This is a genomic window from Vibrio sp. Vb1755, from assembly GCF_033338635.1.
In the GTDB taxonomy this organism is placed as follows: Bacteria; Pseudomonadota; Gammaproteobacteria; order Enterobacterales; family Vibrionaceae; genus Vibrio; species Vibrio alginolyticus.
The window spans coordinates 1-25,910 of the sequence record NZ_JAWOTA010000020.1 but is presented as its reverse complement, the minus strand read 5'-3'; the positions used below and the strand labels follow the sequence as shown (position 1 = coordinate 25,910).

The 25,910-nt window shown below is 43.4% G+C and carries 21 protein-coding genes; 10 read left to right on the top strand and 11 right to left on the bottom strand.

From position 1 onward, the window contains the following. Positions 1 to 30: 30 nt before the first annotated feature. On the top strand, positions 31 to 2,754 hold the full coding sequence (locus R7E00_RS16500) for an ImpA family metalloprotease (protein WP_167415103.1): 2,724 nt from the start codon (positions 31 to 33) through the stop codon (positions 2,752 to 2,754). A 93-nt stretch (positions 2,755 to 2,847) separates the two neighbouring features. On the opposite strand, the gene xthA is transcribed toward R7E00_RS16500, so the two are convergent. From xthA to dinG, 5 genes are all read right to left on the bottom strand, one after another. Continuing rightward, positions 2,848 to 3,654, bottom strand: coding sequence for an exodeoxyribonuclease III (gene xthA / locus R7E00_RS16495; RefSeq protein WP_005378433.1), 807 nt, complete (start codon positions 3,652 to 3,654; stop codon positions 2,848 to 2,850). 93 nt (positions 3,655 to 3,747) lie between these two features. Further along, a complete protein-coding gene (gene rsmS, locus R7E00_RS16490) occupies positions 3,748 to 3,912 on the bottom strand; it encodes a pleiotropic regulatory protein RsmS (protein ID WP_005378432.1) in 165 nt (54 codons plus the stop codon). Then, positions 3,912 to 4,457: a primosomal replication protein gene (locus R7E00_RS16485; protein WP_005378431.1), complete on the bottom strand. Its 546-nt coding sequence runs from the start codon at positions 4,455 to 4,457 to the stop codon at positions 3,912 to 3,914. Before R7E00_RS16485 ends, rsmS begins: the two co-directional genes overlap by 1 nt. Next, the gene (locus R7E00_RS16480) at positions 4,454 to 5,239 is read right to left on the bottom strand and encodes a sulfite exporter TauE/SafE family protein (protein WP_005387866.1); all 786 of its coding nucleotides are present in this window, start codon (positions 5,237 to 5,239) and stop codon (positions 4,454 to 4,456) included. The genes R7E00_RS16485 and R7E00_RS16480 overlap by 4 nt, the downstream gene beginning before the upstream one ends. A 14-nt stretch (positions 5,240 to 5,253) precedes the next feature. Beyond that, positions 5,254 to 7,329, bottom strand: a complete 2,076-nt coding sequence (gene dinG, locus R7E00_RS16475) for an ATP-dependent DNA helicase DinG (protein WP_167415105.1) — start codon at positions 7,327 to 7,329, stop codon at positions 5,254 to 5,256. A gap of 515 nt (positions 7,330 to 7,844) precedes the next feature. Here dinG and R7E00_RS16470 point away from each other — a divergent pair. Further along, a complete protein-coding gene (locus R7E00_RS16470) occupies positions 7,845 to 8,924 on the top strand; it encodes a porin (RefSeq protein ID WP_005378424.1) in 1,080 nt (359 codons plus the stop codon). Positions 8,925 to 9,000: 76 nt separating this feature from the next. After that, complete coding sequence (locus R7E00_RS16465) at positions 9,001 to 9,678, top strand: DUF2057 family protein (protein ID WP_025766923.1); 678 nt, start codon at positions 9,001 to 9,003, stop codon at positions 9,676 to 9,678. Positions 9,679 to 9,763: 85 nt separating this feature from the next. On the opposite strand, the gene R7E00_RS16460 is transcribed toward R7E00_RS16465, so the two are convergent. Next, on the bottom strand, positions 9,764 to 10,465 hold the full coding sequence (locus tag R7E00_RS16460) for a pseudouridine synthase (RefSeq protein ID WP_005387874.1): 702 nt from the start codon (positions 10,463 to 10,465) through the stop codon (positions 9,764 to 9,766). A gap of 311 nt (positions 10,466 to 10,776) precedes the next feature. Here R7E00_RS16460 and R7E00_RS16455 point away from each other — a divergent pair, with 311 nt between their 5' ends. Next, a complete protein-coding gene (locus R7E00_RS16455; RefSeq protein WP_262606134.1) occupies positions 10,777 to 13,002 on the top strand; it encodes an NADP-dependent isocitrate dehydrogenase in 2,226 nt (741 codons plus the stop codon). A gap of 185 nt (positions 13,003 to 13,187) precedes the next feature. On the opposite strand, the gene cspD is transcribed toward R7E00_RS16455, so the two are convergent. Beyond that, positions 13,188 to 13,406: a cold shock domain-containing protein CspD gene (cspD, locus tag R7E00_RS16450; protein WP_005378407.1), complete on the bottom strand. Its 219-nt coding sequence runs from the start codon at positions 13,404 to 13,406 to the stop codon at positions 13,188 to 13,190. A 704-nt stretch (positions 13,407 to 14,110) separates the two neighbouring features. Here cspD and clpS point away from each other — a divergent pair. Then, positions 14,111 to 14,431 carry an ATP-dependent Clp protease adapter ClpS gene (clpS, locus tag R7E00_RS16445; protein ID WP_005378419.1) on the top strand — a complete coding sequence of 107 codons (321 nt, stop codon included), beginning with the start codon at positions 14,111 to 14,113 and terminating at the stop codon, positions 14,429 to 14,431. A 50-nt stretch (positions 14,432 to 14,481) separates the two neighbouring features. Further along, entirely contained in the window at positions 14,482 to 16,749 is a 2,268-nt protein-coding gene (gene clpA / locus R7E00_RS16440) for an ATP-dependent Clp protease ATP-binding subunit ClpA (RefSeq protein ID WP_005387879.1), read from the top strand. Between the two features lie 133 nt (positions 16,750 to 16,882). Here clpA and infA read toward each other — a convergent pair whose 3' ends face one another. From infA to aat, 3 genes are all read right to left on the bottom strand, one after another. After that, positions 16,883 to 17,101, bottom strand: coding sequence for a translation initiation factor IF-1 (gene infA / locus R7E00_RS16435; protein ID WP_001040192.1), 219 nt, complete (start codon positions 17,099 to 17,101; stop codon positions 16,883 to 16,885). A gap of 81 nt (positions 17,102 to 17,182) precedes the next feature. Then, positions 17,183 to 17,884, bottom strand: a complete 702-nt coding sequence (locus tag R7E00_RS16430) for an arginyltransferase (RefSeq protein ID WP_053307475.1) — start codon at positions 17,882 to 17,884, stop codon at positions 17,183 to 17,185. Beyond that, entirely contained in the window at positions 17,881 to 18,588 is a 708-nt protein-coding gene (gene aat / locus R7E00_RS16425; RefSeq protein ID WP_262606133.1) for a leucyl/phenylalanyl-tRNA--protein transferase, read from the bottom strand. Before aat ends, R7E00_RS16430 begins: the two co-directional genes overlap by 4 nt. Positions 18,589 to 18,627: 39 nt before the next feature. Between aat and R7E00_RS16420 the strand changes: the two genes are divergently transcribed. Together R7E00_RS16420 and aroA are read left to right on the top strand one after the other, a co-directional pair. Continuing rightward, entirely contained in the window at positions 18,628 to 19,104 is a 477-nt protein-coding gene (locus tag R7E00_RS16420; RefSeq protein WP_005378348.1) for a glycine zipper 2TM domain-containing protein, read from the top strand. A gap of 290 nt (positions 19,105 to 19,394) precedes the next feature. Beyond that, positions 19,395 to 20,675, top strand: a complete 1,281-nt coding sequence (gene aroA / locus R7E00_RS16415; RefSeq protein ID WP_005387883.1) for a 3-phosphoshikimate 1-carboxyvinyltransferase — start codon at positions 19,395 to 19,397, stop codon at positions 20,673 to 20,675. A gap of 63 nt (positions 20,676 to 20,738) precedes the next feature. Here aroA and R7E00_RS16410 read toward each other — a convergent pair whose 3' ends face one another. After that, positions 20,739 to 20,987: a YciN family protein gene (locus tag R7E00_RS16410; protein WP_005387884.1), complete on the bottom strand. Its 249-nt coding sequence runs from the start codon at positions 20,985 to 20,987 to the stop codon at positions 20,739 to 20,741. A 434-nt stretch (positions 20,988 to 21,421) separates the two neighbouring features. Here R7E00_RS16410 and topA point away from each other — a divergent pair, with 434 nt between their 5' ends. Together topA and glgC are read left to right on the top strand one after the other, a co-directional pair. Continuing rightward, positions 21,422 to 24,052: a type I DNA topoisomerase gene (gene topA, locus R7E00_RS16405; protein WP_005378351.1), complete on the top strand. Its 2,631-nt coding sequence runs from the start codon at positions 21,422 to 21,424 to the stop codon at positions 24,050 to 24,052. A 608-nt stretch (positions 24,053 to 24,660) separates the two neighbouring features. After that, positions 24,661 to 25,878, top strand: coding sequence for a glucose-1-phosphate adenylyltransferase (glgC, locus tag R7E00_RS16400; RefSeq protein WP_005378352.1), 1,218 nt, complete (start codon positions 24,661 to 24,663; stop codon positions 25,876 to 25,878). The last annotated feature ends 32 nt before the right edge of the window (positions 25,879 to 25,910 follow it).

Genomic DNA, 25,910 nt, shown 5'->3' with positions numbered 1-25,910 from the left:
TTCGGTAAACTCATTGTTTAGTAAGTAAAAATGAAAAAAACAATTCTATCGTTGGGCATTGCCGCCTTAGCCACAGGATGTGGTGGGGGAGAGGGAGAATCACAACCTAATGCTCAAGTAAAACCAACGCCAGCTCCAGTTCAACAAGCTCTTGAAACTGGTAATGCACTGCTCGTTTCTGACCCGAGCGAATTCATTCGTAAAAGTCGTCAGGTTGTAGAAGCTCACAAGATGCAGTCGAATACGATCAAATCTGCAATTGCGAAAAACCTTTCAGGTCTTTATTGGGATCCAACCCATGATGCCGCGATCTTGGCACCTCAGTATGGCTTCAACGACACCATCTTGATGACCAATAAGGCCATGGCAAGCGGTTACAAAGATCAAGCTCTGTCAATTGGCGTTGCCGGGGAAAAGTCTAATGGTCAACGTTACGCACTATTAGGGAGTAACCCATTTAGAACGGCACAACGTTTTCCCGACTCTTCCAACTCTGCGATGACGCAATGGTTAAGTAACCTGGTCACTTGGTTGTCGGGCGGAGTTACTTCAAACGTCGTCATCGCGCAAATGGATCAGTCTTATTACTTTCCGGATGAGCAAGCGACTCGGAATTGGCTAAAAGACAATGTTTCACAAGAGTTGGCGTTTAACGAGGCCAGCCTATGCGATGGTTCGAAGCTACTTAGCTGCTTGCAAACCAATACTCCAAACTTATTGATCTTGTCACAGCATCTGCAATCTGGAGATACCAACAAACCAGTACTCGAAGCTTTGGAATACGCTGAGCAAGCCCAAATTCCTGTTCTATACCTGCATTGGGATGGAGGACTAACTGAACTTGGCCAAGACATTTTGGAAAAATTCCATGTTGATTATGTGGGAGATAACTATTGGCGTAAGTTAGGCTTGGTCGACTGGGAACCTTCATCGTTGATGAACGTTGTGCCGGACTCTGTCATCACACAACAAGCGCTGTTGTCTCGTTTTGAATCTCAAAATTTCAACGTTGACTTGTCAAAGTGTGATGACAAATCCTGCCCTGACACTGCGAATATGGACAGTCAATTTTATGCAGGGGCAAACAGCATTCGCCATTGGTTGCAAAAGCTTGATGAACAAAAAGTAGATTTGTTTAATCAAAACGGCTACCAATACGAAAAACTCATGGTATTGCTGGCTGATCATTATCGTCAAACGGTTGTCTTCCCGATGGACAAACAGTCAACCCAAACGACCGAATTCCTAAAGTCGTACTTTGCCGATTACGTGCAATACAACAGCCGAAGCGTAAACCCAAAACAACCCAATATGGGGAACTTCAGCCGTAGTGAGTTTAGCCCTGAAATAAAGAGAATCAGTGCAACGATTAATATGGAATCAAAGCGTAACTTCCGTTCGGCTGGTGTGTATGCGCTTCCTGGGGAAACCTTTACGGTTAAACGTAATGACAGCAATGATGTGGCGACTAAGATTGTCATCAACACTTTAAGAAGTGGTGCAACTCATGAGTTCAGCAAAGATGGATACACACGACCAAAACTGCTGACTTCATTCGGCTATGAAGTGAAGCCGGGTGAAACCATCACGCTGACTTCTCCTTATGGTGGTCCAGTACAGGTTCACTTTGACAAAAATGATGTTCCGGTTGAACTGAAATTTAATCATGTGGCACAGCATCCAGTTTGGAGAAGTGAGAAGGACAACGACGCTTTTATTCAACAGTTAGAAGCCAATTTATTCGATTGGGCTGAGCTGATCACTCCTGGGTTTGAAGTACACTCAAAGCGCGACAAAATGTTGGAGTCGGTCAACGATGAAATGTGGTCTACCCCTTCGGAAATGGCGCTTGCAACAGAAGAATATGTTCACAACTACCCGCATGTGCTGGCAGGTTTCCAAGGGCCGGGCATAGATGAAGTGCCTGAAATTATTCAATACGCCCAAAACCAAGGTTGGGAAATCGCCAATATTGATATGGTGAAGCACATGAACGCTGACCAAGCGACGTGTGGTTATGGTTGTTCGGGTAACCCTTACGATGCTTACTGGTCATTCAGCCCACTCGGTCACGGTGATTTACATGAGCTTGGTCATGGTTTAGAAAAAGGTCGATTCCGATTTTCAGGCTGGGAAGGGCATTCAACGACCAATTACTACTCGTATTACAGTAAGTCTCGTTTCTTCCAGAATACGGGAAAATTTTCAACTTGCCAAAGCTTGGATTTCAAAGGCCAGTTTGAATTATTGCAAGTTAGCCGAACTCAAGCGGATCCAAACGCATACATGGCTGCGCAAAATCAAACCAGTTGGAGTTGGGGCGCTCGTGTTTACATTCAAATGATGATGGCGGCGCAGCATGAAGGTGTGCTTAAAAATGGTTGGCATTTATTGGCGCGCTTGCACCTGATTGAACGTGAGTTTAACCGCTTAAAATCGGACGATGCGCTTTGGGATGAGAGACGATTGAGCATTGGTTTCGCCAACTACTCTCGGGAAGAAGTAAATAGCATCTCGAACAACGACTGGTTGCTTATTGCTCTGAGCTACATCTCTCAGCGAGATATGACTAACTATCTCGATATGTGGGGGTTCTCGTTCACAGAAAAAGCGAAACAGCAGGTTGTGGCGCTGAATCTACCACCGATGCCGCTCACTTACTTTGCAAGTAGTAATACAGGCTACTGTCTGAACGAATTTGCTCAAACACCGATAACTATTGATGGTCAAACGGTTTGGCCGCTGAATCAGTGATTAAATAGTAATTTGTATGAAAAAGGGAGACTGAGTCTCCCTTTTTATTGGACTAAGCTTAGCGTTGAGTCTCGCTTATAGCTTTGCAATAAATTACTTAAATGTCGACCAGATTGGTGCGTGATCTGAAGGCTTCTCGATACCACGAAGCTCATAGTCGATACCAGATTCAATACACTTTTCCGCTAGAGAAGGGGTTGCCAAAATGACATCAATTCGTAGGCCACGGTTATCATCAAAACCGCGAGAACGGTAGTCAAACCACGAAAATTGATCGTTCACCTCTGGGTATAGCTTACGGAAGGTGTCCACAAAGCCCCAGTCTAGTAAGGTTTTCAACCATTCGCGCTCTTCAGGTTGGAATGAACATTTACCTGTTTTTAGCCAACGTTTACGGTTTGGCTCGCCGATACCGATATCTGCATCAATAGGGCTGATGTTGATGTCACCCATAACAATCAATTGCTCGTCGTTATTGTGATGATCGTTTAGGTAGGTCATCAGATCTTTATAGAATTGGCGCTTGTATGGGAATTTGGTTTCGTGGCTGATGTTATCCCCTTGAGGGAAGTAGCCGTTTAGCACAGTGACCTTTTCGCCGTTTTCATTTAAAAACGTTGCCATGATCATGCGCTTTTGATGTTCTTCGTTATCCGTCGGGAACCCTTTTTGTACGTGTAGAGGCTCTTGCTTACAAAGCATTGCTACGCCGTAATGTGCTTTTTGACCATGAAAATACACTTTGTAGCCCATGGCTTCGACAGCTTCAATCGGGAATGCTTCATCGTGAACTTTAATTTCCTGAAGACCAATTACATCAGGTTGGTGTTTGTCGATTAGCGCTTGGAGTTGGTGCAGTCGCGCACGTAGTCCATTGATGTTAAAGCTGATTACTTTCATTATTTATCCTTTTGGGGCGTACTTTTTATGAATAGTATCATTGTGTAAGAGCACTGAAAATGAGTCTCGGTGAAAGGAGTGAAACGCTCTGAGCTACTTTGCTTTTAATTTGTTTTCTAAGTCGTTTTGCACGATCTTTAAAGCGTTAAGCGCAACTTCTGGATCTATCTCATTGCTCTCAAGCAAATAGATTAAATCGACAGCCAGTTTGATCTCTTCAGGTGCGTCATCTAAAGGCGAGGTTGGTTGGTCAGCCATTATTGATGTTTTTCCCTATGTGTAATTTGGTTCTCTAGCTTAAGAAGTGCTGCTTCACAACGCGCTAAACGTTGCTCGGTTGCTAGTAATACTTTTTGAGCGTCGGCACGCATAAAACTCGGAGCGCTTTCGACAGCACGTTCTTTTTCTAACACCATCTCGCGCAAGCGTCTTGCCCACTCTTGGTGTTGAGCGAGCTCCTGATAAAGCACGTTGATAGGCTTACGGAAATGGCTGCTATGTTTGATTTCATTCTTACGAATTTTAGTGGTAGAAATCTCGCGTTGAATCGCACCGATTTGCGCCACTAACCGTTCAGTGAGGTACTCAGCGCGCAAAGCGGTGAGCTTACCTTCATTTTGCTCACGCACAATCGCATCCAGCGTGGCTTTTGCTTCTTTTACGCAAGGAGTAAGTAAGCGAGAGCGGCAACCAAATAAACGCTCATCAAAAAGCGGAACATGATGTTCGCCTCTTTGACGGTCAAGAACAGCGGCTTGCTTCGCCATTTGTTCTAGATTTTCCTGGAGTTGAGAAATGTTCATGACAAACCTACAAACCATGCGTCATAAGCCAATTTAATGGCTAGTATGCTGACGACAGTAACAAATACAGGACGAATGAATTTAGAACCAAATCTAATAGCGGAGTGCGCGCCAACAAAAGCACCAGCCATTAAACATACTCCCATTGTTAAGCCTAGCACCCAGTTGATATGTCCGAGGAATGCAAAAGTGATCAAAGAGGTAAAGTTACTGGTAAAGTTCATTGCTTTTGCTAAGCCAGAAGCGAGCAAGATATTCAGCCGGTACAGCGCCATTGAACTTACTGTCCAAAAAGCCCCAGTTCCAGGCCCTGCGAGTCCGTCGTAGAATCCTATGGATAAGCCTTGCATGTACTGTTTTTTATGAAGTTTTGGACAAGGCTCGGGTATTGGACTTTGATGAGCAGAGTGGGGTGTTTTATGAAAAACGGTATACAACGCTGCCGCCAAAATAACAAGCGGCAATCCTTTTTCCAGCCAATCCGTACTAATCGCATCTACAAATAGCGTACCTAATGTCGCTCCGACGAGTGTTGCCACGAATGCACGCCTCCAGCATTGAGGTTTGAATAGACGTTTTTTGTAGTACGTAAATGCTGCAGTAGAAGAAGCAAAGGTAGCGGCAAGTTTATTGGTGCCTAGTGCAATATGAGGCGGCAAGCCTAGCGAAAGTAGAGCAGGTACGGTAAGCATGCCACCACCACCGGCAACTGCATCAATAAATCCTGCGACAAAAGCGACAAGCGCCAACACCAACAGCATGGTTGGCTCAATCATTTCCATAAATGGTGATTCTTCTAATATTCTATTTTACGTTTAAATGGAGGTAGTGAGTCGATTAAGGCTTGTCCGTATCGCTTAGTGACTAGGCGTCGATCAAGAATCGTTACTCTACCAGAATCTCTCTCTTTACGCAGTAAGCGACCTACGCTCTGGATCAGCTTTTTGCTTGCGTCAGGTACAGTTATTTGCATAAACGGGTTTCCTCCTTTTTTCTCGATGTATTCGGAGTGAGCCTGCTCAACAGGGGAGGTTGGAACACCAAATGGAATTTTTGTAATCACCAAGTTTTCAAGTAATTCGCCAGGTAAATCTAGCCCCTCAGAGAAACTGCCAGTACCAAATAAGATGCTGGTTTTATTTGATTCTATTAACTTTTTATGTTTTTTTAGAATTTCTTGACGTGAGCTTTCACCTTGAACTTGCAACGCCCAGCCTTTTTTTATGAACTCCGAAGAGAGTGCCTTCGCGACTTGGTTCATCTGCCAATAGGATGAGAATAATACTAAGTTGGCTTTCTTGTCTTCCAAGTACTTAGGCAAGGTCTCAATAAGATATTCAGTAAATTGAGGCGCTGGTGGTTCATATTTCATCGCAGGGATGAGCAATTCTGCCTGGTTTTGGTAATCGAATGGTGACGCAAGCGCTAAAAACTGAGTGCCTGATTCTGGTTTTCCATCAATACCAACCTGATGGCAAAAGTAATGGAAAGAGTTTAATGCACGCATCGTTGCGGAAACCAAAATGGCGCCAATACATCTGCTCCAAATCTGTTGGTCGAGTTGCCATCCAATTTCAAGTGGCGAAACACTCACAATGAAATCACCCTCGCGATCGGGGTGGGTTTCTAACCAGCGAGCTAAAGGCGCACCTTTTTCACGAGTTGGTTCAGCCATTAAATGCCATACTTGCGCTAGGTTTTCTAACCTTTGAATGTAGAAACCGAGCTCTGCAAGCGCTGGTTCAGCCAACCTTGTCGCAAGCTCCCCGTCTTTTACTCTTTCCGCAATAAGGTCGGCAATTTTTGCCACGCTCTGATTTGCTTTTTTACTGAACTGTTTTAGTTCTTTGGATTGGTTCTCTAGCCACTCAGGTAGTTCACCGTGTTCGAAGCGGTAGATACCCTCTTCAAATTGAGCTGGGTCGAACTGTTTGGGCAATTGAGTCAGTGCCGGTATCAAGTTCTGAACCGCGTCTTGAAGGTCGTTGCGAAATCGAGCTACGCGTTTCTCGTCTGCGAGTGATGAAAACTTACTAATCGACTGATTTAACTTCTCAAGCCATGCTGCCGCACCTTTTAAACTCGCAGATGCTGAAGCATGGTCACGAGCGACGTGAGGTAAGTGATGTGCCTCGTCGAAGACGTATATCGTATTTTCTGGCTCAGGTAAAATCACGCCGCCACCTAAATCTGCGTCTGCCATGACGAGAGAGTGGTTAGCAATGATGACATCGTTTTTATCCAACTCTGAGCGCGCTTTTTGGAATGGGCAGCCGCGGTGGCCTGGTAAACTGTTATTGCAACTGTGTTTATCACTGACAATCAGTTGCCAAAGCTTATCGTCGATGGGTTTAGGCCAAGAATCACGGTCACCGTCCCATTTACCTTGCGCAAGAGAGCGATGCATTGTTTCTAACAGCTCTATATCTTTTTGCTTAGGTTTGGTTTCAAACATGGCTAACTGGCCACCATCAGCACCGCTAGCAGTAGCGAGCTTTTCTGCACAACAATAGCGTTGACGGCCTTTTGCCAAAATAAAAGAAAACTCTCGGTCGGTAATCCGACGAAAAAGAGGGAGGTCTTTATTTATGAGCTGCTCTTGCAGAGCGACGGTCGCCGTTGAGATAACCACTTTTCTATTGTTATGTACAGCCACGGGAATGGTCGCCATTAGATAGGAGAGCGATTTACCAATTCCAGTCCCTGCTTCTGCAACGAGTATTCGGTTAGATTTGTGATACTGACCGCACAGCGTTTTTGCAATCTCTGCAACAAGGTAGTTTTGTGCTCTTCTAGGCACAAAGTTATCAAGTTGATCTTGAAGGTTTTGATAGCTATTACGAATCGATTTTTGAATGTTACTGGTCAGCATACGGGCCTCAAATGCGTTGGAGGCGAATAGTAGCACACATCACTAGTTGTACAGTAGTTCACAAAACGGAATGCTTTTATAAGGAATGTAGATCTCCTTCACAAAAAAATATTGAACCTTATCTTAATGAAATTAATTTCATTATATGAAAAATATAAAACTCCAACTTGGTCTGATTTGTGGGTCTTTATTCTTTTTTTTGTTTTTTTAAATTTACTTATTGGATTAAAAAACCATTTGTTAATAATTTTGTAAATTACAAATAATAATGGAGATTGGTTAGATGTTCGTCGAATAAATAAAGGTAAACTTATCAAGTTGTTGTTTTATAATGGTATTTTGTTTTTTTTACATTGGTATTTAGAAAATTTGACAGCCAGAATAATCTTTTGCACTCTTAGCTCCAGATTTTGAGGAGGTGCTGTATAACGTTTTGTTAACGCTCTACCTCAAACATATAAAAAAAGGGAACCGGACAAGGATATCCCGAACTAAGAAAAGGCAGTGGATTAATTATGAAAAAAACTCTATTAGCACTAGCTGTAGTTGCGTCTGCAACTTCAGTGAACGCAGCTGAAGTATTCAAATCTGAAGAAGGTTCTGTAGATTTCTACGGTCAGCTACGTCCAACTCTTCTATTCACAGAAAAAACTGATCACACAGCAGAGCTAAACACTAGCTCTTCTCGTACTGGTGTGAACGCGGTTTACGTTGTTGACGAAAGCCTAAAAGTTCTGGGTGAAGTTGAAATCGGTGTTGCTCTAGGTGACAACTACGACGCAGGTGCTGATTCAAGCGAGCGTACAGATGACTCTGTATACGTACGTCGCCACATCATCGGTTTTGATATGGGTGATATGGGTACTCTTCGCTTCGGTAAAGAAGGTACTTGGGCTGATGACGTATACTTCGCAGATTACTCTTACTTCTTCGGTGGTAACGCAGCGGAAACTGCATACGGTCACGCTTGGAACAACGATTCTCAAATCAAATACGCTTACGAAAATGACGCGTTCTGGCTAAAAGCTGGTTACGCGCTAGGCGAAAAAGATTCTAACGAAGAAGTACTAGAAGTATTCGTTGGTAAATCTTTCAACGACCTATCTCTACACGCTGGTGTACTTACTGCGAACAACGACATCAACGTAACTAAAGAGAAAAAACTAGTTCTTAATGGTGTAGAGCAAACAGTTTCTCACACAGAGCGTACTGATAACGAAAACCTATCTTTTGAAGTAACTGCTGAGTACGCACTAAACGAGCACACTCTAGGTGCTACGTACTACTACAACGAAAACGAAGATAAGCTAGGTAAATCAACAGTTGATTCACACTACATCGTTGTAGCTGGTATGTTCGCTGTTGCTCCTAAAACAACTCTATACTCTGGTTACGAGTACCTAGCTCAGTCTACTGACGAAGCAGGTAAAGTAGACGCAGACTCTTCTTGGTTCTACGCTGGTGTTGAATACAAGTTCTCTAAATGGGCACGTGTATTCGCAGAAGCGGGTTACACTTTCGAAGGTACTGACTTCGACAACAAAGACACAGACGACGCAACTAACTTCGGTGTTGGTGCTCGTTTCTACTGGTAATCAATACCCAGTTTGATATTGTAAGACCCAGCTATATGCTGGGTCTTTTACTATGAAGATAAGGATGAAAAATTCTATGCAGTTATCATTAAAAGTGGCAATGGCACTGTCTATTTTTGCCAGTACAAACCTCTACGCTGCAACGACTTTAGTGGTTCCAGAAGACGTGAAGTTATTGGCCGTCAACATGGAGAAGCCAGATCTAGAAGGTGGTCTTTTTTCTAGTGAGAAGACAATCGAACTACCTGACGGAACGAATCAAATTGTCTTCAAATATCAACCTACATTCGAAATTAACGAAAACCTTAAGACGGTTTACAGTGATGTAATCGTTGCTAAATTTGATGCTGAAAACGAAAAGCTAACGTTTGAACTGCCAGAGTTTAAAACTCTTCGCCAAGCGCAAAACAACATCTCGCCTCTAAATTGGCAATTACTGGATACCAAAGGCCAACCTATTGCTTTGGTCGAAGATGTATTAGAGTCAGATGGTGTTCAAATTGGTCGTAATTACCCTCAAGAATCTCGCAACTACAATATTGCTGGCGGTATCGCGAGTGTTGCCGTTAGTTATGTAACTGTGAATCAGCATCAACAATCAGTAAGTGATATCGAGCCTCTAGTTGAGACTAGTGATACCCGTTCAACAGCCGCATCAAACGACAGCCCAATGGTTGATGTATTAAAGACGATGTACCAGAAAGCGTCTCCGGCGGAAAAAGAGGCCTTTAAAAACTGGCTTGCTGAGCAGTAATCCCTTAGTTCATTAGATAGGGCTTAACTGAAAAAGTATGAATCTAAAAAGCAGGCTTTAAGCCTGCTTTTATCTTTTCTGCTTGTTAGAGAGAGATTTCTCTCCATTCACCAGGCATTAGGTCGTTAAGGACGATATCACCCATCGAATGACGAATGAGGCGCAAAGTAGGGAAGCCAATGTGCGCAGTCATGCGACGCACCTGACGATTTCTTCCTTCAATAATGGTAATGGCTAACCAAGTGGTAGGGATATTTGCGCGAAAACGGACCGGAGGCGTTCTGTCCCAGACTTGTGGTTCTGGAATAACTTCAACTTCGGCTGGTAGAGTCATACCATCTTTTAGCTCTACTCCCTTTCTCAATTTTTCAAGATCTTGCTCCTGAGGAGCGCCATCAACTTGAACCCAATAAGTCTTCGGCGATTTTGACTTTGGCTGCGTTAGCTTCGCCTGCAAGATGCCATCGTTAGTGAGTACCATCAAACCTTCGCTGTCTCGGTCCAATCGGCCAGCCGCATAGACATTTTTGATTGGGATATAGTCCGCTAACGTTTTGCGACCATCGCCATCGGTAAATTGACTGAGCGTATCGTAAGGCTTATTGAAAATAATGACTTTACGATCTTTAGGGGCCACTTTTGGCTTTTGGCTTTTTGTTGGGCGATTAGGGCGGCGGTCTTGCTGAGTACGAGTCTTCGAGCCATTGCGAGCTCCTGAGTGTTTAAAATGGCCCGTTTTAGACTGGTTACGACTGCGACCTTTTTCCTGACCTGTACGAGATGACATGTTAACTACCCTGCAAAAATGTAAATGAACTGTGTTTGAAAGTTTTAAGTTTTCTCATGATCGGATATGATTTGCGCGCCTAAAACTAACAAACGCGCACAGAATGATAGACTAATTCGTGTTATTTGTTTAATTATATCAGTGCACTCATGGATTCAGAGCTTAGAGCTTCAAACTACAACAAAGAGTGCGAACCGCATGTGGCGTTAGTGAGGAGACATGTACTGCTAACGTGCAGCAATGCGTCAATTAAACCAACTCAGACGCTGAGTTGATCAGCCAACAAGTTGATTAAAAAATAGGGAAATTTCATGCCTACAGAAAAACCTACAATTATCTACACCATCACTGATGAAGCGCCGGCGCTAGCAACTTATTCATTACTACCAATCATTCAATCATTCACAGCATCGTCTGGCATCAATGTAGATACTCGTGATATTTCACTAGCAGGTCGAATTATCGCTAACTTCCCAGAGCATCTAAAAGAAGAACAGCGCATTGGCGATGCGTTGACTGAGCTTGGTGAACTAGCTCAAACTCCAGAAGCAAATATCATCAAGCTACCTAACATTTCAGCTTCAGTTCCTCAGCTTAAAGCGGCGATTAAAGAGCTTCAGGCGAAAGGTTACGATTTACCAAACTACCCAGAAGAGCCGAGCACGTACGAAGAGAAAGCGATTAAAGCGGCTTACGACAAAATCAAAGGTAGTGCGGTTAACCCAGTACTTCGTGAAGGTAACTCAGACCGTCGTGCTCCGACTTCGGTTAAGAACTACGCGAAGAAAAACCCACACTCAATGGGTGCATGGTCAGCAGAATCTAAGTCTCATGTTGCGAGCATGTCAGACAATGACTTCTTTGGTAGCGAAAAGTCTACAACTATCTCTGGTGCAACAGATGTCAAAATCGAGTTTGTCGGTAATGATGGTACAGTTAAAGAGCTTAAGTCTGCGTTCCCATTACTAGATAAAGAAGTCATTGATACTTCAGTAATGAAGAAGAAGGCGTTGGTTGAATTTTTCGAGAAAGAGATTGCTGAAGCGAAAGCACAAGACGTGCTGCTGTCTCTTCATATGAAAGCGACGATGATGAAAGTTTCTGACCCTGTCATTTTCGGCCATGCCGTAAAAGTTTACTACAAAGACGTTTTCGATAAGTACGGTAAGCTGTTTGAAGAGCTAGGCGTTGATGTAAACAATGGCATCGGTGATGTTTACTCAAAAATTGAGTCTCTACCTGAAGCGCAAAAAGCAGAAATTGAAGCGGCCATTCAAGCGGTTTACCAAACTCAACCAGAACTTGCGATGGTTGACTCTGATCGTGGTATCACAAACTTACATGTACCAAGTGACATTATTGTAGATGCTTCTATGCCAGCAATGCTTCGCTCTTCGGGTCAAATGTGGGGACCAGATGGTAAACAAAAAGACACCAAAGCGATGATTCCAGATCGTAGCTACGCAGGTATTTACCAAGCGGTTATTGATTTCTGTAAAGAGCACGGCGCATTTGATCCAACCACTATGGGTAGCGTACCTAACGTTGGTCTAATGGCTCAGAAAGCTGAAGAGTATGGTTCTCACGACAAGACATTCATTCTAGACGCTGCGGGTACTGTTCGCGTTGTTGATGCTTCAGGTAACGTACTGTTAGATCAAGCGGTTGAAGAAGGTGATATCTTCCGTATGTGTCAGGTTAAAGACGCACCAATCCAAGATTGGGTTAAACTAGCAGTGACTCGCGCACGTGCAACAGGTGTTCCAGCTGTATTCTGGCTAGATGAAAACCGCGCGCACGATGCTGAGCTCATCAAGAAAGTAAACGCCTACCTACCAGATCACGATACTGACGGTCTAGAGATTAAGATCCTATCTCCTGTTGAAGCTTGTAAGTACTCACTAGAGCGTATGAAAGCGGGCCTAGATACTATCTCTGTTACAGGTAATGTTCTTCGTGACTACCTAACAGACTTGTTCCCAATTCTAGAGTTAGGTACGTCTGCTAAGATGCTATCTATTGTTCCATTGATGAATGGTGGTGGTCTATTTGAAACAGGCGCTGGTGGTTCTGCTCCTAAGCACGTTCAACAAGTAGAAAAAGAGAATCACCTTCGTTGGGATTCTTTGGGCGAGTTCCTAGCGCTTGCAGCTTCGTTAGAGCATTTAAGTGTAGCGACAAACAATCCTAAGGCTCAGGTTCTAGCAGATACACTAGACAAAGCGACTGGTGAGTTTTTAGACACCAACAAATCTCCGTCACGCAAAGTGGGTGAGCTAGATAACCGTGGAAGCCACTTCTATCTTGCACTTTACTGGGCGAAAGCGCTTTCAGAGCAAACGGATGATGCGGATCTTGCTGCTGAATTTGCACCAATTGCAAAAGCGCTGTCAGAGCAGGAAGAAACGATCGTTGCTGAGCTAAATAATGCGCAAGGCGTGAAAGGTGAGCTAGGAGGTTACTACTTACTAGACGATGCATTGGTTTCTAAATTGATGCGTCCAAGCGAAACCTTTAACGCAATCATTAACAAGTAAGTTAGTGTTAAAAAACACGTCGTTTTCGGCGTGTTTCCTATCCTGTAAGTGCGTTGTAAGTGTTCCTTTTGTAACACGTGCTCTAAATAGTAAGAAACCCGCTATCTTGGCGGGTTTATTTTTCTCTTCAAAACATCAACGTGGCGTTTCGAGAGCAATATTTTTATATTTCGACAGCGCTCTAATTATTTGGCTTGGCCTTCAAGAGGCACGACGCTACTCGCGTGACAGCCTTTGGGACCTTTTTCAATCTCGTAAGAGACTTGTTGGCCTGCTTTCAGTGTACGATAACCGTCCATCTGGATAGTTGAGTAGTGGGCAAAGATATCTCCCTCTTCTTCATCTGAACAAATAAACCCAAATCCTTTGGCATTGTTAAACCACTTTACTGTACCTGTAGCCATGCTTTACATCCCTCATGCATTTTTTACTGATGTTGTTACTGCAACCAAGTTATACCTTTAACTTGGTACTACCATTGTCAGCGAATGCCAACAAACGTCAAATCAATGATAAGTCACATTCATCAAACCACTTAAAGAAGAGATGTTTCAAAATGATGATTTATGCATCGACACTTTCCACTGTAGTCAATGAATTTCGACAGTCAATAGCAGTGAGCAACAAACAGAAACATAATTGAAAACAAATCACTTTTGAGATTAACAAATTTGCAAACAGTTTTTCGTATATACGCAGAAGTTTAGTCAATTTGCCTATGAAGTGGTTCATACTGAAAAAGCCATACTGTCCGTGTTGCTTATGGTAGAAGAATCCTCTGACTGAATAAAAAATGAAGTTTTCGTGATAATTACCGTATTCTCAATGAGGAAGTGTGATCCAGATAGAAGATGATGGGGTGGTTTGCAATAGTCCGAAAGCAATAAATAGAAAGTTCTTTTATAAGAAAAAATGTGTAACTTATCGACAAGCATCTTTTATTTGCGCCGTATCAAGACGTGCATTAGTCTCTATATTAGGTAGCAACTTTTATCGATCAAAGATCGAATTCGGTGCCATAACTCACTACACCGCGTTGCACGCTTGTGGTAGATTGTTTTTATAGGTCGAAAACATCAACCCTTTGATACGATATCTTTAGATTGCCATGAGTAAAAATTTTGAATGGGTCACTCCGGACTCTGATCTTCTGGAGCGAGAAAGTACGAAAGTCCAGCCACCTAAGCTGTACAATGTCGTACTCAATAATGATGACTATACACCTATGGATTTCGTCATAGAGGTGCTTGAGCGATTTTTCTCACATGATATTGATAAAGCAACTCAAATCATGCTTCAGGTCCACTATGAAGGAAAGGCAATCTGCGGCACATACAGCGCAGAAATTGCCGAAACAAAAGTAGCGCAAGTTACGATGTACGCAAGGGAAAATGAACATCCGCTACTTTGCACTATGGAGCAAGCGTAAACAAAGAAGACTTGCTCGAACAACCCCAGTTGTTTTTTCGGGAGGTACTTATGCTAAATAAAGAACTAGAGTCAAGCCTTAACGGTGCATTTGCTCGGGCGCGAGATAAACGCCACGAGTTTATGACTGTCGAACACCTCCTACTTGCATTGTTGGAAAATGATGCAGCTAAGGAAGCCCTTCTAGCTTGTAAGGCGGATCTTGACGCTTTACGCAACGAACTCGATATTTTCATCGATCAAACTACGCCTCTTATCCCAGATAGTGATGAGACGCGTGAAACGCAGCCGACTTTGAGTTTTCAACGTGTACTACAACGCGCCGTCTTTCATGTACAGTCGTCTGGTCGTAATGAAGTAACAGGCGCCAACGTGCTTGTTGCTATCTTCAGTGAACAAGAGTCGCATGCCGCTTACTTACTGAAGAAAAATGACATCTCCCGATTAGATATTGTTAATTTCATCTCCCACGGTATTACTAAAGCATCAGGTGCAGGTGAGGATTCATCATCAGACTCGTTTAGCTCAGAAAGTGTTGAAGAGCCTAATTCTGAAGAACGCCTAGAAAGCTTTGCGACGAATCTTAATCAAGTCGCTAAAGATGGAAACATCGACCCACTAATTGGACGTGATAAAGAGTTAGAGCGCACTATTCAGGTACTTTGCCGACGCCGCAAGAATAATCCACTACTAGTGGGTGAGGCAGGGGTTGGTAAAACAGCCATTGCGGAAGGTCTTGCATGGCGAATTGTCGAAGGGCAGGTCCCTGAGGTCATTCAAAACAGCGTGATTTATTCACTAGATATTGGCTCTTTGCTCGCTGGTACCAAATATCGCGGTGATTTTGAAAAGCGCTTCAAGGCGATTTTGAAACAACTTGAAAAAGAAGAAGATGCCATTTTGTTCATCGATGAAATACATACCATCATCGGTGCAGGCGCGGCATCTGGTGGTCAAGTCGATGCAGCAAATCTTATTAAGCCTCTTTTGAGTAGCGGTAAGTTGCGTTGTATTGGTTCGACGACATACCAAGAATACAGCAACATTTTCGAGAAAGAGCGTGCGTTGTCTCGCCGTTTCCAAAAGATAGACGTTGTAGAGCCTTCATTAGATGACACAACTAAAATCTTGATGGGCTTGAAGCCGAAGTACGAAGCTCACCATGAAGTACGTTATACCAATAAAGCACTGCGTGCCGCGGTAGAACTGTCGGCTAAATACATTAATGAACGCCATCTACCAGATAAGGCCATTGATGTCATTGATGAAGCTGGTGCGCGTAGTCGTCTTGCTCCTGCAAGCCGTCGTAAAAAAACGGTCGGAGTGGCTGATATCGAATCAATGGTTGCCAAAATGGCGCGAATTCCAGAGAAGTCGGTTTCTTCTTCAGATAAAGACATTTTGAAAAACTTAGATAGCAAAATGAAGATGTTGGTATTTGGTCAAGATAATGCGATTGATGCATTGTCCGAGGCGATCAAGCTGACACGTGCAGGTTTGGGTGTAGACAACAAACCTGTTGGTTCATTTTTGTTTGCAGGCCCAACAGGGGTTGGTAAAACAGAGGTGACAGTGCAGTTATCTAAGCTTCTAGGTATCGAGCTACTTCGTTTTGATATGTCTGAGTATGGTGAGCGTCACTCCGTAAGTCGCTTAATTGGTGCGCCTCCTGGTTATGTCGGTTATGACCAAGGTGGTTTGCTAACTGATGCTGTTATTAAGCACCCACATTCAGTCGTATTACTTGATGAGATTGAAAAAGCGCACCCTGATATCTTTAACCTGCTGTTGCAAGTCATGGATAACGGTACGCTAACGGACAACAATGGTCGCAAAGCAGACTTCCGTAATGTCATTCTTGTTATGACAACTAACGCAGGTGTGGCGGAAACCGAGAAGAAATCAATTGGTTTGATTCAACAAGACAACAGTCACGATGCAATGGCGGAAATTAAGAAGGTGTTTACTCCTGAGTTCCGTAACCGTCTTGATAACATCATCTGGTTTAACAGCCTTGATGAAAGCGTTATCCATCAAGTGGTTGATAAGTTCATTGTTGAACTGCAAGTGCAACTTGATGCGAGAGGCGTTTCAATGGAAGTATCGCAAGACGCTCGCCATTGGTTAGCACATAAAGGTTATGACAAAGCTATGGGGGCTCGCCCAATGGGGCGTGTTATCCAAGAACAGCTTAAGAAGCCTTTGGCTAACGAACTGTTGTTTGGATCTTTAGTTGACGGCGGTACAGTGAAAGTAACGCTGGTCAACGATACGCTTGAGTTTGAATACTTAAGTGAGAAAGAGACAGCGATGCATTAATCGTTAGTCGGTAACAAACGCAAAAGCGCACGAGAAGATCGTGCGCTTTTTTATCTGAACTAAATCGGAAAAAATTGTGCAATAAAAAACGGAGCAGCTTGCTCCGTTTTTTATTGCATCCGAAAATCAGAGATTAACGAGCGCGGAAGACGATGCGGCCTTTTGACAGGTCGTATGGAGTCATCTCTACAGTTACTTTGTCACCCGTTAGGATACGGATGTAGTTCTTACGCATCTTGCCAGAGATGTGAGCAGTCACAACGTGACCGTTTTCAAGTTCAACACGGAACATAGTGTTTGGTAGAGTGTCAAGGACTGTGCCTTGCATCTCGATTACGTCTTCTTTAGCCATTTAATCCTCTTTAGAAATTAGGCAATATTAGCGGGCTATATTCTGCCGCTAAATAGTAATTATGTAAAGTTGAGGCGTATTCTACCCTCGCCAACGCTGATTTACTAGCCTTTGGTGGCGTTGAAAGCGTGTTTTGTAGCTCATTGCTGGGCACTCATCAATCTGATATCCCAAATATAGCCACTGTTGTTTGTTTTCTTGGCAGTATTTAATTTGATAAAGCACCGCTAATGTCCCAAGAGATAACTCGTAGTCAGGGTCAAAGAAAGTATAAAAAGCACTCGAGCATTGTGGCATCAAATCTGTCACTGCAATGGCGAGCAATTGATCTGATTCATCGTAAATGTGTAAAAACGACGTTGTCAGCCAGCTGGTTTGAGCAAATCGAGCAAACTCATCACGCTTTGGTGGGTACATAGTGCCGTTTTTATGCCGTTTGCAGATGTACCGACTGTAAAGCTCAAACCATTCCTCATCCATTTCAGGTTTCATTTCCCAGCGTAAAGACTGTGCTTTATTAAGCAGCCTCTTCTGACTTTTTGATAGTCTAAGGTCTGGAATCGAGACTCGAATTGGCTGGCAAGCGGTGCAATGCTCGCAATGCGGTTTATATATGGTATCTCCGCTACGACGAAAACCGTTAGCCATGAGCAACTGGTAATTTTCTTCAGTATGCAGCCTTTCATCAAGCGCCACCGCAACCCGCTCTTGCCGTTCAGGCAAATAACTACAAGGGTGATTATTCGTCAACCCTATTCGAATATGTTGTATATCCGTACTCATACTGAATCCTGCAAAACTTGGGGCTGATAGGCATCAAATAGTGTTTGCTTTTCTCTTAAAGATAGTAGTTTTTGCATAAATTCGTCACGCTCAAGTTCAAATGCGCCAAGTGATGCCAAGTGAGAATTCATAACTTGGCAATCGATTAATTGACCTTGCTTTGACGCCAAATGGTTGCATAAGTACCACAATGCAATTTTGGATGCGTTATCTTTTAGACTAAACATCGACTCTCCGCAAAAAAGTTGGCCCACGCAAATGCCATATAGTCCGCCAACCAGGTTGTTGTCATGCCATACTTCTACAGAGTGACAGTGACCAAGTTTGGCTAACTCAATGTAGGAAGCTTGCATTTCCTCGTTGAGCCATGTTTCCTCTGCAGGGCGTGTTGAAGAACATAGTCTAATCACTTCTTCTGTCGCGAAATTGAGTGTTACTTTATAGTTATGTTTACGCTGAAATTTTTTGAGACTTTTAGATGGCTTAAACTGTAATGGGTCAAACACGGCGCGCGGAGAAGGGCTCCACCATAAAATAGGTTCACCAGGACCATACCAAGGGAAAATGCCTTGATAGTAACCATTGAGGATTCTCATGGGGTTTAAGTCACCACCAAAAGCCAGCAAACCATTGGGGTCGCTGAGTGCTTTATAGGGTGAGGGAAAGTTGAACGTTTCATCGAGTTCAGTTAAATAAATAGCCATAAGAAGTCGTTACCAACATTGGAGTCAGAGGAGTTTATGATGACCTGGTTAAGAAATATCGTAAAAGTATGGCTTGGGATCATACTGTTTTTACCACTTGTCGCCAACGCAGCCTATGAAAGAAATGTTGCCAAGCCAGTTAATGAAGTAGTTTACGGGAAGATTGACTCTGTCCGTTATATTACTCAACAAGAGGTTGTTCAATCGAAAAGTAACGGTTGGAAGACACTACTTGGTGCCACTATCGGTGGTTTAGTCGGTAATCAATTTGGTGGTGGTACGGGAAGAGAAGTCGCGACGGCAGTGGGTGCGCTTGCAGGTGCCGCAGTTGCTCAAAACCAAAGTAATTACCAATACACGGTTGAATATAAGTTAGTTGAGCTACTCATCAAAGTGAAGGGTGATAAGCTAATTAATGTCATCCAAGATGTTGATAAAAATATGTTATTTAGTCGAGGGGATGAAGTTCGTATTTTATATTTTGATGATGGAGTCAGGGTTGATATCACTTATTAACCCTAGGTTGTTTTAGTCTAACGAAGCCTAATCAGGCATGTACAGTCGGGCTGGCTTATCGTCAAATAAAGTCGAAATAGTTTGCTGTTTCGCCGTGCTTCTTTCGCTCTGATTTACATCGCTGGCAATGCCTTTAATTCTGTATCTTTAGGCTGCTTGAGGATATTCATAAATTAGCGCCGATTTACTCTGGTTTTGTCGTGTTTTTTTGGGTAGTCTGAATTCACGAAGAATTGTTTAGCCCTCATAAAAAATCGTATGTTGAGGGCACAAAGGATTATCAACTTTTAATGGAAAGCCTAACGTTACAACCTATCAATAAAATTCAAGGGGAAGTGAACCTTCCTGGCTCTAAAAGCGTTTCTAATCGAGCTCTTTTACTTGCTGCTCTTGCTAAAGGCAGAACTCGCCTTACTAATCTCCTCGACAGTGATGATATCCGTCATATGCTGAATGCGCTGACTAAACTAGGCGTTCAATACCAACTTTCCGAAGATAAAACAGAATGTCTCGTTGAAGGCCTTGGGCGTCCGTTTTCTGTCTCAGAGCCGGTAGAGTTATTTCTCGGCAATGCTGGCACTGCGATGCGACCATTAGCTGCGGCTCTTTGTCTTGGAGAAGGGGAGTATGTACTGACGGGCGAACCTCGTATGAAAGAGCGTCCAATTGGTCACCTTGTCACGGCACTGAAAGATGCTGGTGCGAACGTTGAGTACATGGAAAACGAGAACTTTCCGCCTCTCAAAATAATTGGTACTGGCCTAAAAGCAGGTACAGTTTCTATCGATGGGTCCATTTCAAGTCAGTTCTTGACCGCTTTCTTAATGTCTGCGCCATTGGCTGAAGGTGAAATTCGCATCAACATCGAAGGCGATTTGGTTTCTAAGCCTTATATCGATATCACCCTGCATATCATGAAGCAGTTTGGAGTCGATGTGATCAACAACGACTATCAAGAGTTTGTGATCCCAGCCGGTCAGCAATACATCGCTCCAGGTGATTTCTTGGTTGAAGGTGACGCGTCTTCTGCTTCTTACTTCTTGGCGGCGGCAGCCATCAAAGGCGGAGAAGTTAAAGTCACGGGTATCGGTAAAAACAGCATTCAAGGTGATATTCAATTTGCTGATGCGCTTGAAAAAATGGGTGCAGAAATTGAATGGGGTGATGACTACGTAATTTCACGTGTTGGTCAATTAAAAGGCATTGATATGGATTACAACCATATCCCTGATGCTGCAATGACCATCGCGACAACAGCGTTATTTGCCGAAGGCACTACCGCTATTCGTAACGTTTATAACTGGCGTGTAAAAGAAACAGACCGTTTGTCAGCTATGGCGACTGAGTTACGTAAAGTTGGTGCGGAAGTGGAAGAAGGGGAAGACTACATCATCGTCAAACCTGTCTCTCAGTTAAAGCATGCTGCGATTGATACTTACGATGATCATCGAATGGCGATGTGTTTTTCGCTGGTGGCACTTAGTGATACGCCTGTGACGATTAACGATCCAAAGTGTACGTCGAAAACGTTCCCTGACTACTTCGACAAACTTAAGGCTTTAAGCTGCTAAATATTCTGACCTGAAACAGGAAAGCCAGAGTGAATAACACTCTGGCTTTTTGGTTTCCCAATACTATTTAACCAGCGTAAATTCCTTAGAAAGGTGATGCGCTAAGTATTTGAACATATTGAATACTGCAGTCGTATTTGAAGTTGGTAAACCTTTGTCATCAAGGAAGTATTCACCTTTAAAAACTAAAACACCTTCTTTTTCTTCTACACTTGTTGCTCGCATTCCCTCGATGTAATCATCGTGCTCTTGGATGATTTGGTTAGCGATCAAAAGAAGGTCGAACTCTTCGATAAACGTTCTATCAGACATATTCTTTCTACCATCCTATTCAGTTAAGAACGCTGAGTATACCTACAACTAAAATGGGTTTGCATGATTAATTCAGTCAATCGTTCAGTAAGACTAAACAGATCAATTTTTAGAGTATAAGCATGATGCGGAGGAAGATGGCAGAGCATTGAACCAAACTATTTTGTGATGGGTAACAAAATTTATTGCATTGGATTAGCGGATGCTAAGTTTGCCTGTTTAGATATGCCGCTCAATACCTTTCAGAACCCTGTCTCTTTGAAGTATAAAGACGATGAATTGTCAACCAATCGGATCTGAATTTCAAAAAAGCAGTTGATCTTCTTTTCATCTCGCACAATAGTAAAAAAAGAAGCAATGAAATAGAACATTATGCGGGTGGCCTTTAAACAAGGTTTCTACCCGCATTATTATGAAGGACGTTAGAGTCAGTTATGGGTAAATCACTCGTTATAGTGGAGTCACCAGCCAAGGCAAAGACGATAAATAAGTACCTTGGTAAAGACTTTATTGTTAAGTCTAGTGTTGGTCATGTGCGTGATCTGCCTACGGCCGGTCAAAGCACTGGTGAGAAAAAAGCCGCAGCCATCTCAACTAAAGGGATGAGTCCGGAAGAGAAAGCGCGCGTTAAAAAAGAGAAAGACCGCAAAGCGTTGATCAAAAAGATGGGGATTAACCCATATCATGACTGGGAAGCGAATTACCAAATCCTTCCAGGCAAAGAAAAAGTTGTCAACGAACTACAAAAACTCGCCAAAGACGCAGATTGCGTTTATCTCGCAACCGATTTGGACCGCGAAGGAGAAGCAATCGCATGGCACCTTCGTGAGATCATCGGTGGCGATGAAGAGCGATACAAACGTGTAGTTTTTAACGAAATTACGAAAAACGCGATCCAACAAGCTTTCCAGACACCTGGCGAGCTGAACATGGATGGTGTAAATGCCCAACAAGCACGTCGCTTCATGGACCGTGTCGTTGGTTTTATGGTTTCACCTTTACTTTGGAAAAAAGTGGCTCGTGGTTTATCTGCTGGTCGCGTGCAGTCTGTTGCGGTGAAACTGTTAGTTGAGCGCGAGCGTGAGATTAACGCGTTTGTACCAGAAGAATTCTGGGACATTCATGCGAATACGAAAACGAAAGACAAAGCGGACTTTAAACTGCTTGTTGCTCAGAAAGACGGTTCTGCGTTTAAGCCAGTTAATGAGGCAGAAACCAAAGCAGCGATGTCTGTACTTGAGAATGCAAGTTACGAAGTATGTAAGCGTGAAGACCGCCCTACAAAGAGCAAGCCCTCAGCACCTTACATCACCTCTACGCTTCAACAGGCAGCGAGTACACGTCTGGGCTACGGCGTGAAAAAGACCATGATGCTAGCTCAGCGCCTCTATGAGGCCGGTTACATCACTTATATGCGTACTGACTCGACTAACCTAAGTGCCGAGGCTGTGGACGCTGTACGTGACTTTATTGGTTCTGAGTTTGGTGATAAGTACCTACCAGCGAAACCATTGACGTACGGTAGCAAAGAAGGAGCACAGGAAGCGCACGAAGCGATCCGTCCTTCAAATGTGGGTGTTAAGGCGGAAGACCTGCAAGGTGTCGATGCTGATGCGCACAAACTTTACGCTTTGATTTGGAATCAGTTTGTAGCGTGTCAAATGACGCCAGCAGAATACGATTCAACAACCATTAGCGTAAAAGCGGCAGAATACACGCTTAAAGCGAAAGGCCGTATCCTTAAATTTGACGGCTGGACTCGTGTACAGCGTCCAATGGGCAAAAACGAGGATACAATCCTTCCAGCGGTACAACTTGGCGATAAGCTAAGCTTAGAGTCACTTGACCCTAAACAGCACTTTACAAAGCCACCTGCGCGCTACACTGAAGCAGCACTGGTTAAAGAGCTGGAGAAACGAGGCATTGGTCGTCCGTCGACTTACGCATCGATCATTTCTACGATTCAAGATCGTGGCTACGTGAAAGTTGATCAGCGCCGTTTCTACGCTGAAAAAATGGGTGAAATTGTTACTGACCGCCTTGATGACAGCTTTAACGATTTGATGAACTACGACTTTACTGCGCGTATGGAACAGAAATTGGACCAAATCGCTGAAGGTGAAGTGAACTGGAAAGCTGTGTTAGACAACTTCTTTGCTGATTTTACTGGCGATCTTGAAAAAGCGGAATTGGATGAGTCAGAAGGCGGTATGAAGCTAAACCATATCGTCATGACGGATATCGAATGTCCGACGTGTAGCCGTCCAATGGGCATCCGTACTGCTTCAACAGGTGTGTTCTTAGGCTGTTCAGGTTACGCGTTACCACCAAAAGAGCGTTGTAAGACAACCATCAACTTGGGTGACGAAGAAGGTATTATTAACGTTCTAGAAGAAGACGTTGAAACCGCAGCTCTTCGTGCTAAAAAGCGTTGTCCGATCTGTGAAACAGCGATGGACGCATACCTGATTGATGACAAGCGTAAGATGCATGTTTGTGGTAATAACCCGAACTGTGAAGGCTACCTTGTTGAATACGGCGAGTTCAAAGTAAAAGGCTACGATGGTCCAGTTGTTGAATGTGACAAATGTGGCTCTGATATGGTGCTTAAGAACGGTCGCTTTGGTAAATACATGGATTGTACGAGCGAAACGTGCAAGAACACTCGAAAGATCTTGAAGAATGGCGAAGTCGCGCCCCCGAAAGAAGATCCTGTTCATTTCCCCGAGTTGCCATGTGAAAACTCAGATGCGTATTTCGTACTTCGTGATGGTGCTTCAGGTCTATTTATGGCGGCAAGCAACTTCCCGAAATCGCGCGAGACACGTGCTCCTTTGGTTGCTGAACTGGCACGTTTTGAAGAGCGTTTACCTGAGAAGTTCAAATACCTAGCGACCGCACCGCAAGAAGATCCTGATGGTCGTCCTGCAGTCGTACGCTTTAGTCGCAAAACAAAAGAGAACTACGTTCGTTCGGAAGAGAACGGTAAGCCAAGTGGTTGGACAGCGCTCTTTGTTGACGGTAAGTGGGAAGTCACTGATAAGCGTAAAAAAGCGAAAGCATAAAAACGTACGATCTAAGTGATGTAAAAAGGCAGCGATATCGCTGCCTTTTTTGCGTTTTGTTTTTGCGTAAAGGCCATTGTGTTGTTCGTATAGATCTTTGCTGCTTTGACTGAGTTTTGCTGACGCAAGAAGATCCCTGCATCAATATTTCGTAGTCGCTGATGTATTTTTTATGTAAAAAATATTCGTTGTAACTTTCATTTTGCATTCACATATTTGTTATACATTGGGCTAAAAAATCGGCGGTGTAGTGAATCCGTTCGTAAATTGTTTTCACAATGTAATCGTTTGCTTTTCCATGTGTGATCTAGATATCGTCTTGAGTACGCAAGAGCTGTATGGTACACAGAATGGCGTATTAAAAATTGTAATTTAGAACCCGCTTAGATAATTTATTACAAAAATTAGTGCAACTGTGTGCATTTTTTGCGTCAAAAAATAAGGAAAGAGTGGACGTTGCATACTGGAAGTGCCGTAGCTTTTTTATCCGTGTTGTAAGAGTTCACAGAAACTCAGAGACGGTTGCTAAATGTATTCGCTTGACTCCCCGAGTATGACTCATTCAAGCGAGTACCAAATCCAAGCTATAACGATATGGAGAACAACAAATGGCTGGTGTTTTGGGAATGATTCTTGCTGGCGGTGAAGGCTCTCGTTTGAGACCTTTAACGGAATCTCGCAGTAAACCTTCGGTACCGTTTGGTGGTAGTTATCGATTGATCGATTTTGCTCTAAACAATTTTGTTAATGCGGATCTGATGCGCATTTACGTCCTAACCCAATTTAAATCTCAATCTTTATTCCATCACTTAAAAAAGGGGTGGAACATCAACGGCATTACAGACCGCTTTATCGATCCTATTCCCGCTCAAATGCGTACTGGTAAACGTTGGTACGAAGGGACGGCGGACGCGATCTATCAAAACCTGCGTTTTATGGAATTAGAGGAACCAGAGCAAGTTTGTATTTTTGGCTCTGACCATATCTATAAGATGGATATCAAACAAATGCTGAACTTCCACTCAGAAAAGAAGGCTTCTCTGACGGTATCTGCATTGCGCATGCCACTAAAAGAGGCGTCGCAATTTGGGGTTATCGAAGTCGATAGTGAAGGTCGTATGATTGGCTTTGAAGAAAAACCAGCAAATCCGAAATCGATTCCTGGGGACCCTGATTACGCTTTAGTTTCAATGGGTAACTATGTTTTTGAAGCTCAGGTATTGTTCTCAGAGTTGGTCGAAGATGCGGATAATGAAGCTTCATCACATGATTTTGGAAAGGACATCATTCCAAAGATGTTCCCTAGAGGTGATGTGTTCGTGTATGACTTCAGTACCAACAAAATCAGTGGCGAAAAAGAAGAGGTGTACTGGCGTGATGTCGGAACTATTGATGCGTACTGGCAAGCGCATATGGATCTGCTAGAAAAAGATGCACCATTTTCGCTGTACAACCGTAAATGGCCATTGCACACCTACTACCCACCATTACCACCTGCGACATTTACCGACTCTGATAATGGTCGTGTGCAGATAATCGATAGTTTAGTGTGTAATGGCAGCTATGTTAGAGGCTCAAGAATCGAAAAGTCGGTGCTTGGTTTTCGCAGTAATATTGCTTCTGCTTGCGATATCAGCGAATGTATACTTCTTGGTGACGTAAAAATTGGCGAAGGATGTGTTTTACGTCGTGTGATTGTCGACAAGGATGCCGATATTGCTCCTGGTACTCAGATTGGTGTGAATCTTCAAGAAGATAAAAAACACTTCCACGTGTCTGAGGAGGGCATTGTTGTTATTCCGAAAGGAGCTCGAGTTGGCTACTAACAACTTATCTATTCTGTTTGTAGCTTCTGAGG

Coding starts and splice junctions, on each gene's coding strand:
- clpS (WP_005378419.1), top strand. CDS start 14,111: ATGAGTAAAAATTTTGAATGGGTCACTCCGGACTCTGATCTTCTGGAG.
- R7E00_RS16470 (WP_005378424.1), top strand. CDS start 7,845: ATGAAAAAAACTCTATTAGCACTAGCTGTAGTTGCGTCTGCAACTTCA.
- glgC (WP_005378352.1), top strand. CDS start 24,661: ATGGCTGGTGTTTTGGGAATGATTCTTGCTGGCGGTGAAGGCTCTCGT.
- infA (WP_001040192.1), bottom strand. CDS start 17,101: ATGGCTAAAGAAGACGTAATCGAGATGCAAGGCACAGTCCTTGACACT.
- rsmS (WP_005378432.1), bottom strand. CDS start 3,912: ATGGCTGACCAACCAACCTCGCCTTTAGATGACGCACCTGAAGAGATC.
- R7E00_RS16465 (WP_025766923.1), top strand. CDS start 9,001: ATGCAGTTATCATTAAAAGTGGCAATGGCACTGTCTATTTTTGCCAGT.
- xthA (WP_005378433.1), bottom strand. CDS start 3,654: ATGAAAGTAATCAGCTTTAACATCAATGGACTACGTGCGCGACTGCAC.
- R7E00_RS16500 (WP_167415103.1), top strand. CDS start 31: ATGAAAAAAACAATTCTATCGTTGGGCATTGCCGCCTTAGCCACAGGA.
- aat (WP_262606133.1), bottom strand. CDS start 18,588: ATGGCTATTTATTTAACTGAACTCGATGAAACGTTCAACTTTCCCTCA.
- aroA (WP_005387883.1), top strand. CDS start 19,395: ATGGAAAGCCTAACGTTACAACCTATCAATAAAATTCAAGGGGAAGTG.
- topA (WP_005378351.1), top strand. CDS start 21,422: ATGGGTAAATCACTCGTTATAGTGGAGTCACCAGCCAAGGCAAAGACG.
- R7E00_RS16420 (WP_005378348.1), top strand. CDS start 18,628: ATGACCTGGTTAAGAAATATCGTAAAAGTATGGCTTGGGATCATACTG.
- R7E00_RS16410 (WP_005387884.1), bottom strand. CDS start 20,987: ATGTCTGATAGAACGTTTATCGAAGAGTTCGACCTTCTTTTGATCGCT.
- dinG (WP_167415105.1), bottom strand. CDS start 7,329: ATGCTGACCAGTAACATTCAAAAATCGATTCGTAATAGCTATCAAAAC.
- cspD (WP_005378407.1), bottom strand. CDS start 13,406: ATGGCTACAGGTACAGTAAAGTGGTTTAACAATGCCAAAGGATTTGGG.
- R7E00_RS16455 (WP_262606134.1), top strand. CDS start 10,777: ATGCCTACAGAAAAACCTACAATTATCTACACCATCACTGATGAAGCG.
- R7E00_RS16480 (WP_005387866.1), bottom strand. CDS start 5,239: ATGGAAATGATTGAGCCAACCATGCTGTTGGTGTTGGCGCTTGTCGCT.
- R7E00_RS16430 (WP_053307475.1), bottom strand. CDS start 17,884: ATGAGTACGGATATACAACATATTCGAATAGGGTTGACGAATAATCAC.
- R7E00_RS16485 (WP_005378431.1), bottom strand. CDS start 4,457: ATGAACATTTCTCAACTCCAGGAAAATCTAGAACAAATGGCGAAGCAA.
- clpA (WP_005387879.1), top strand. CDS start 14,482: ATGCTAAATAAAGAACTAGAGTCAAGCCTTAACGGTGCATTTGCTCGG.
- R7E00_RS16460 (WP_005387874.1), bottom strand. CDS start 10,465: ATGTCATCTCGTACAGGTCAGGAAAAAGGTCGCAGTCGTAACCAGTCT.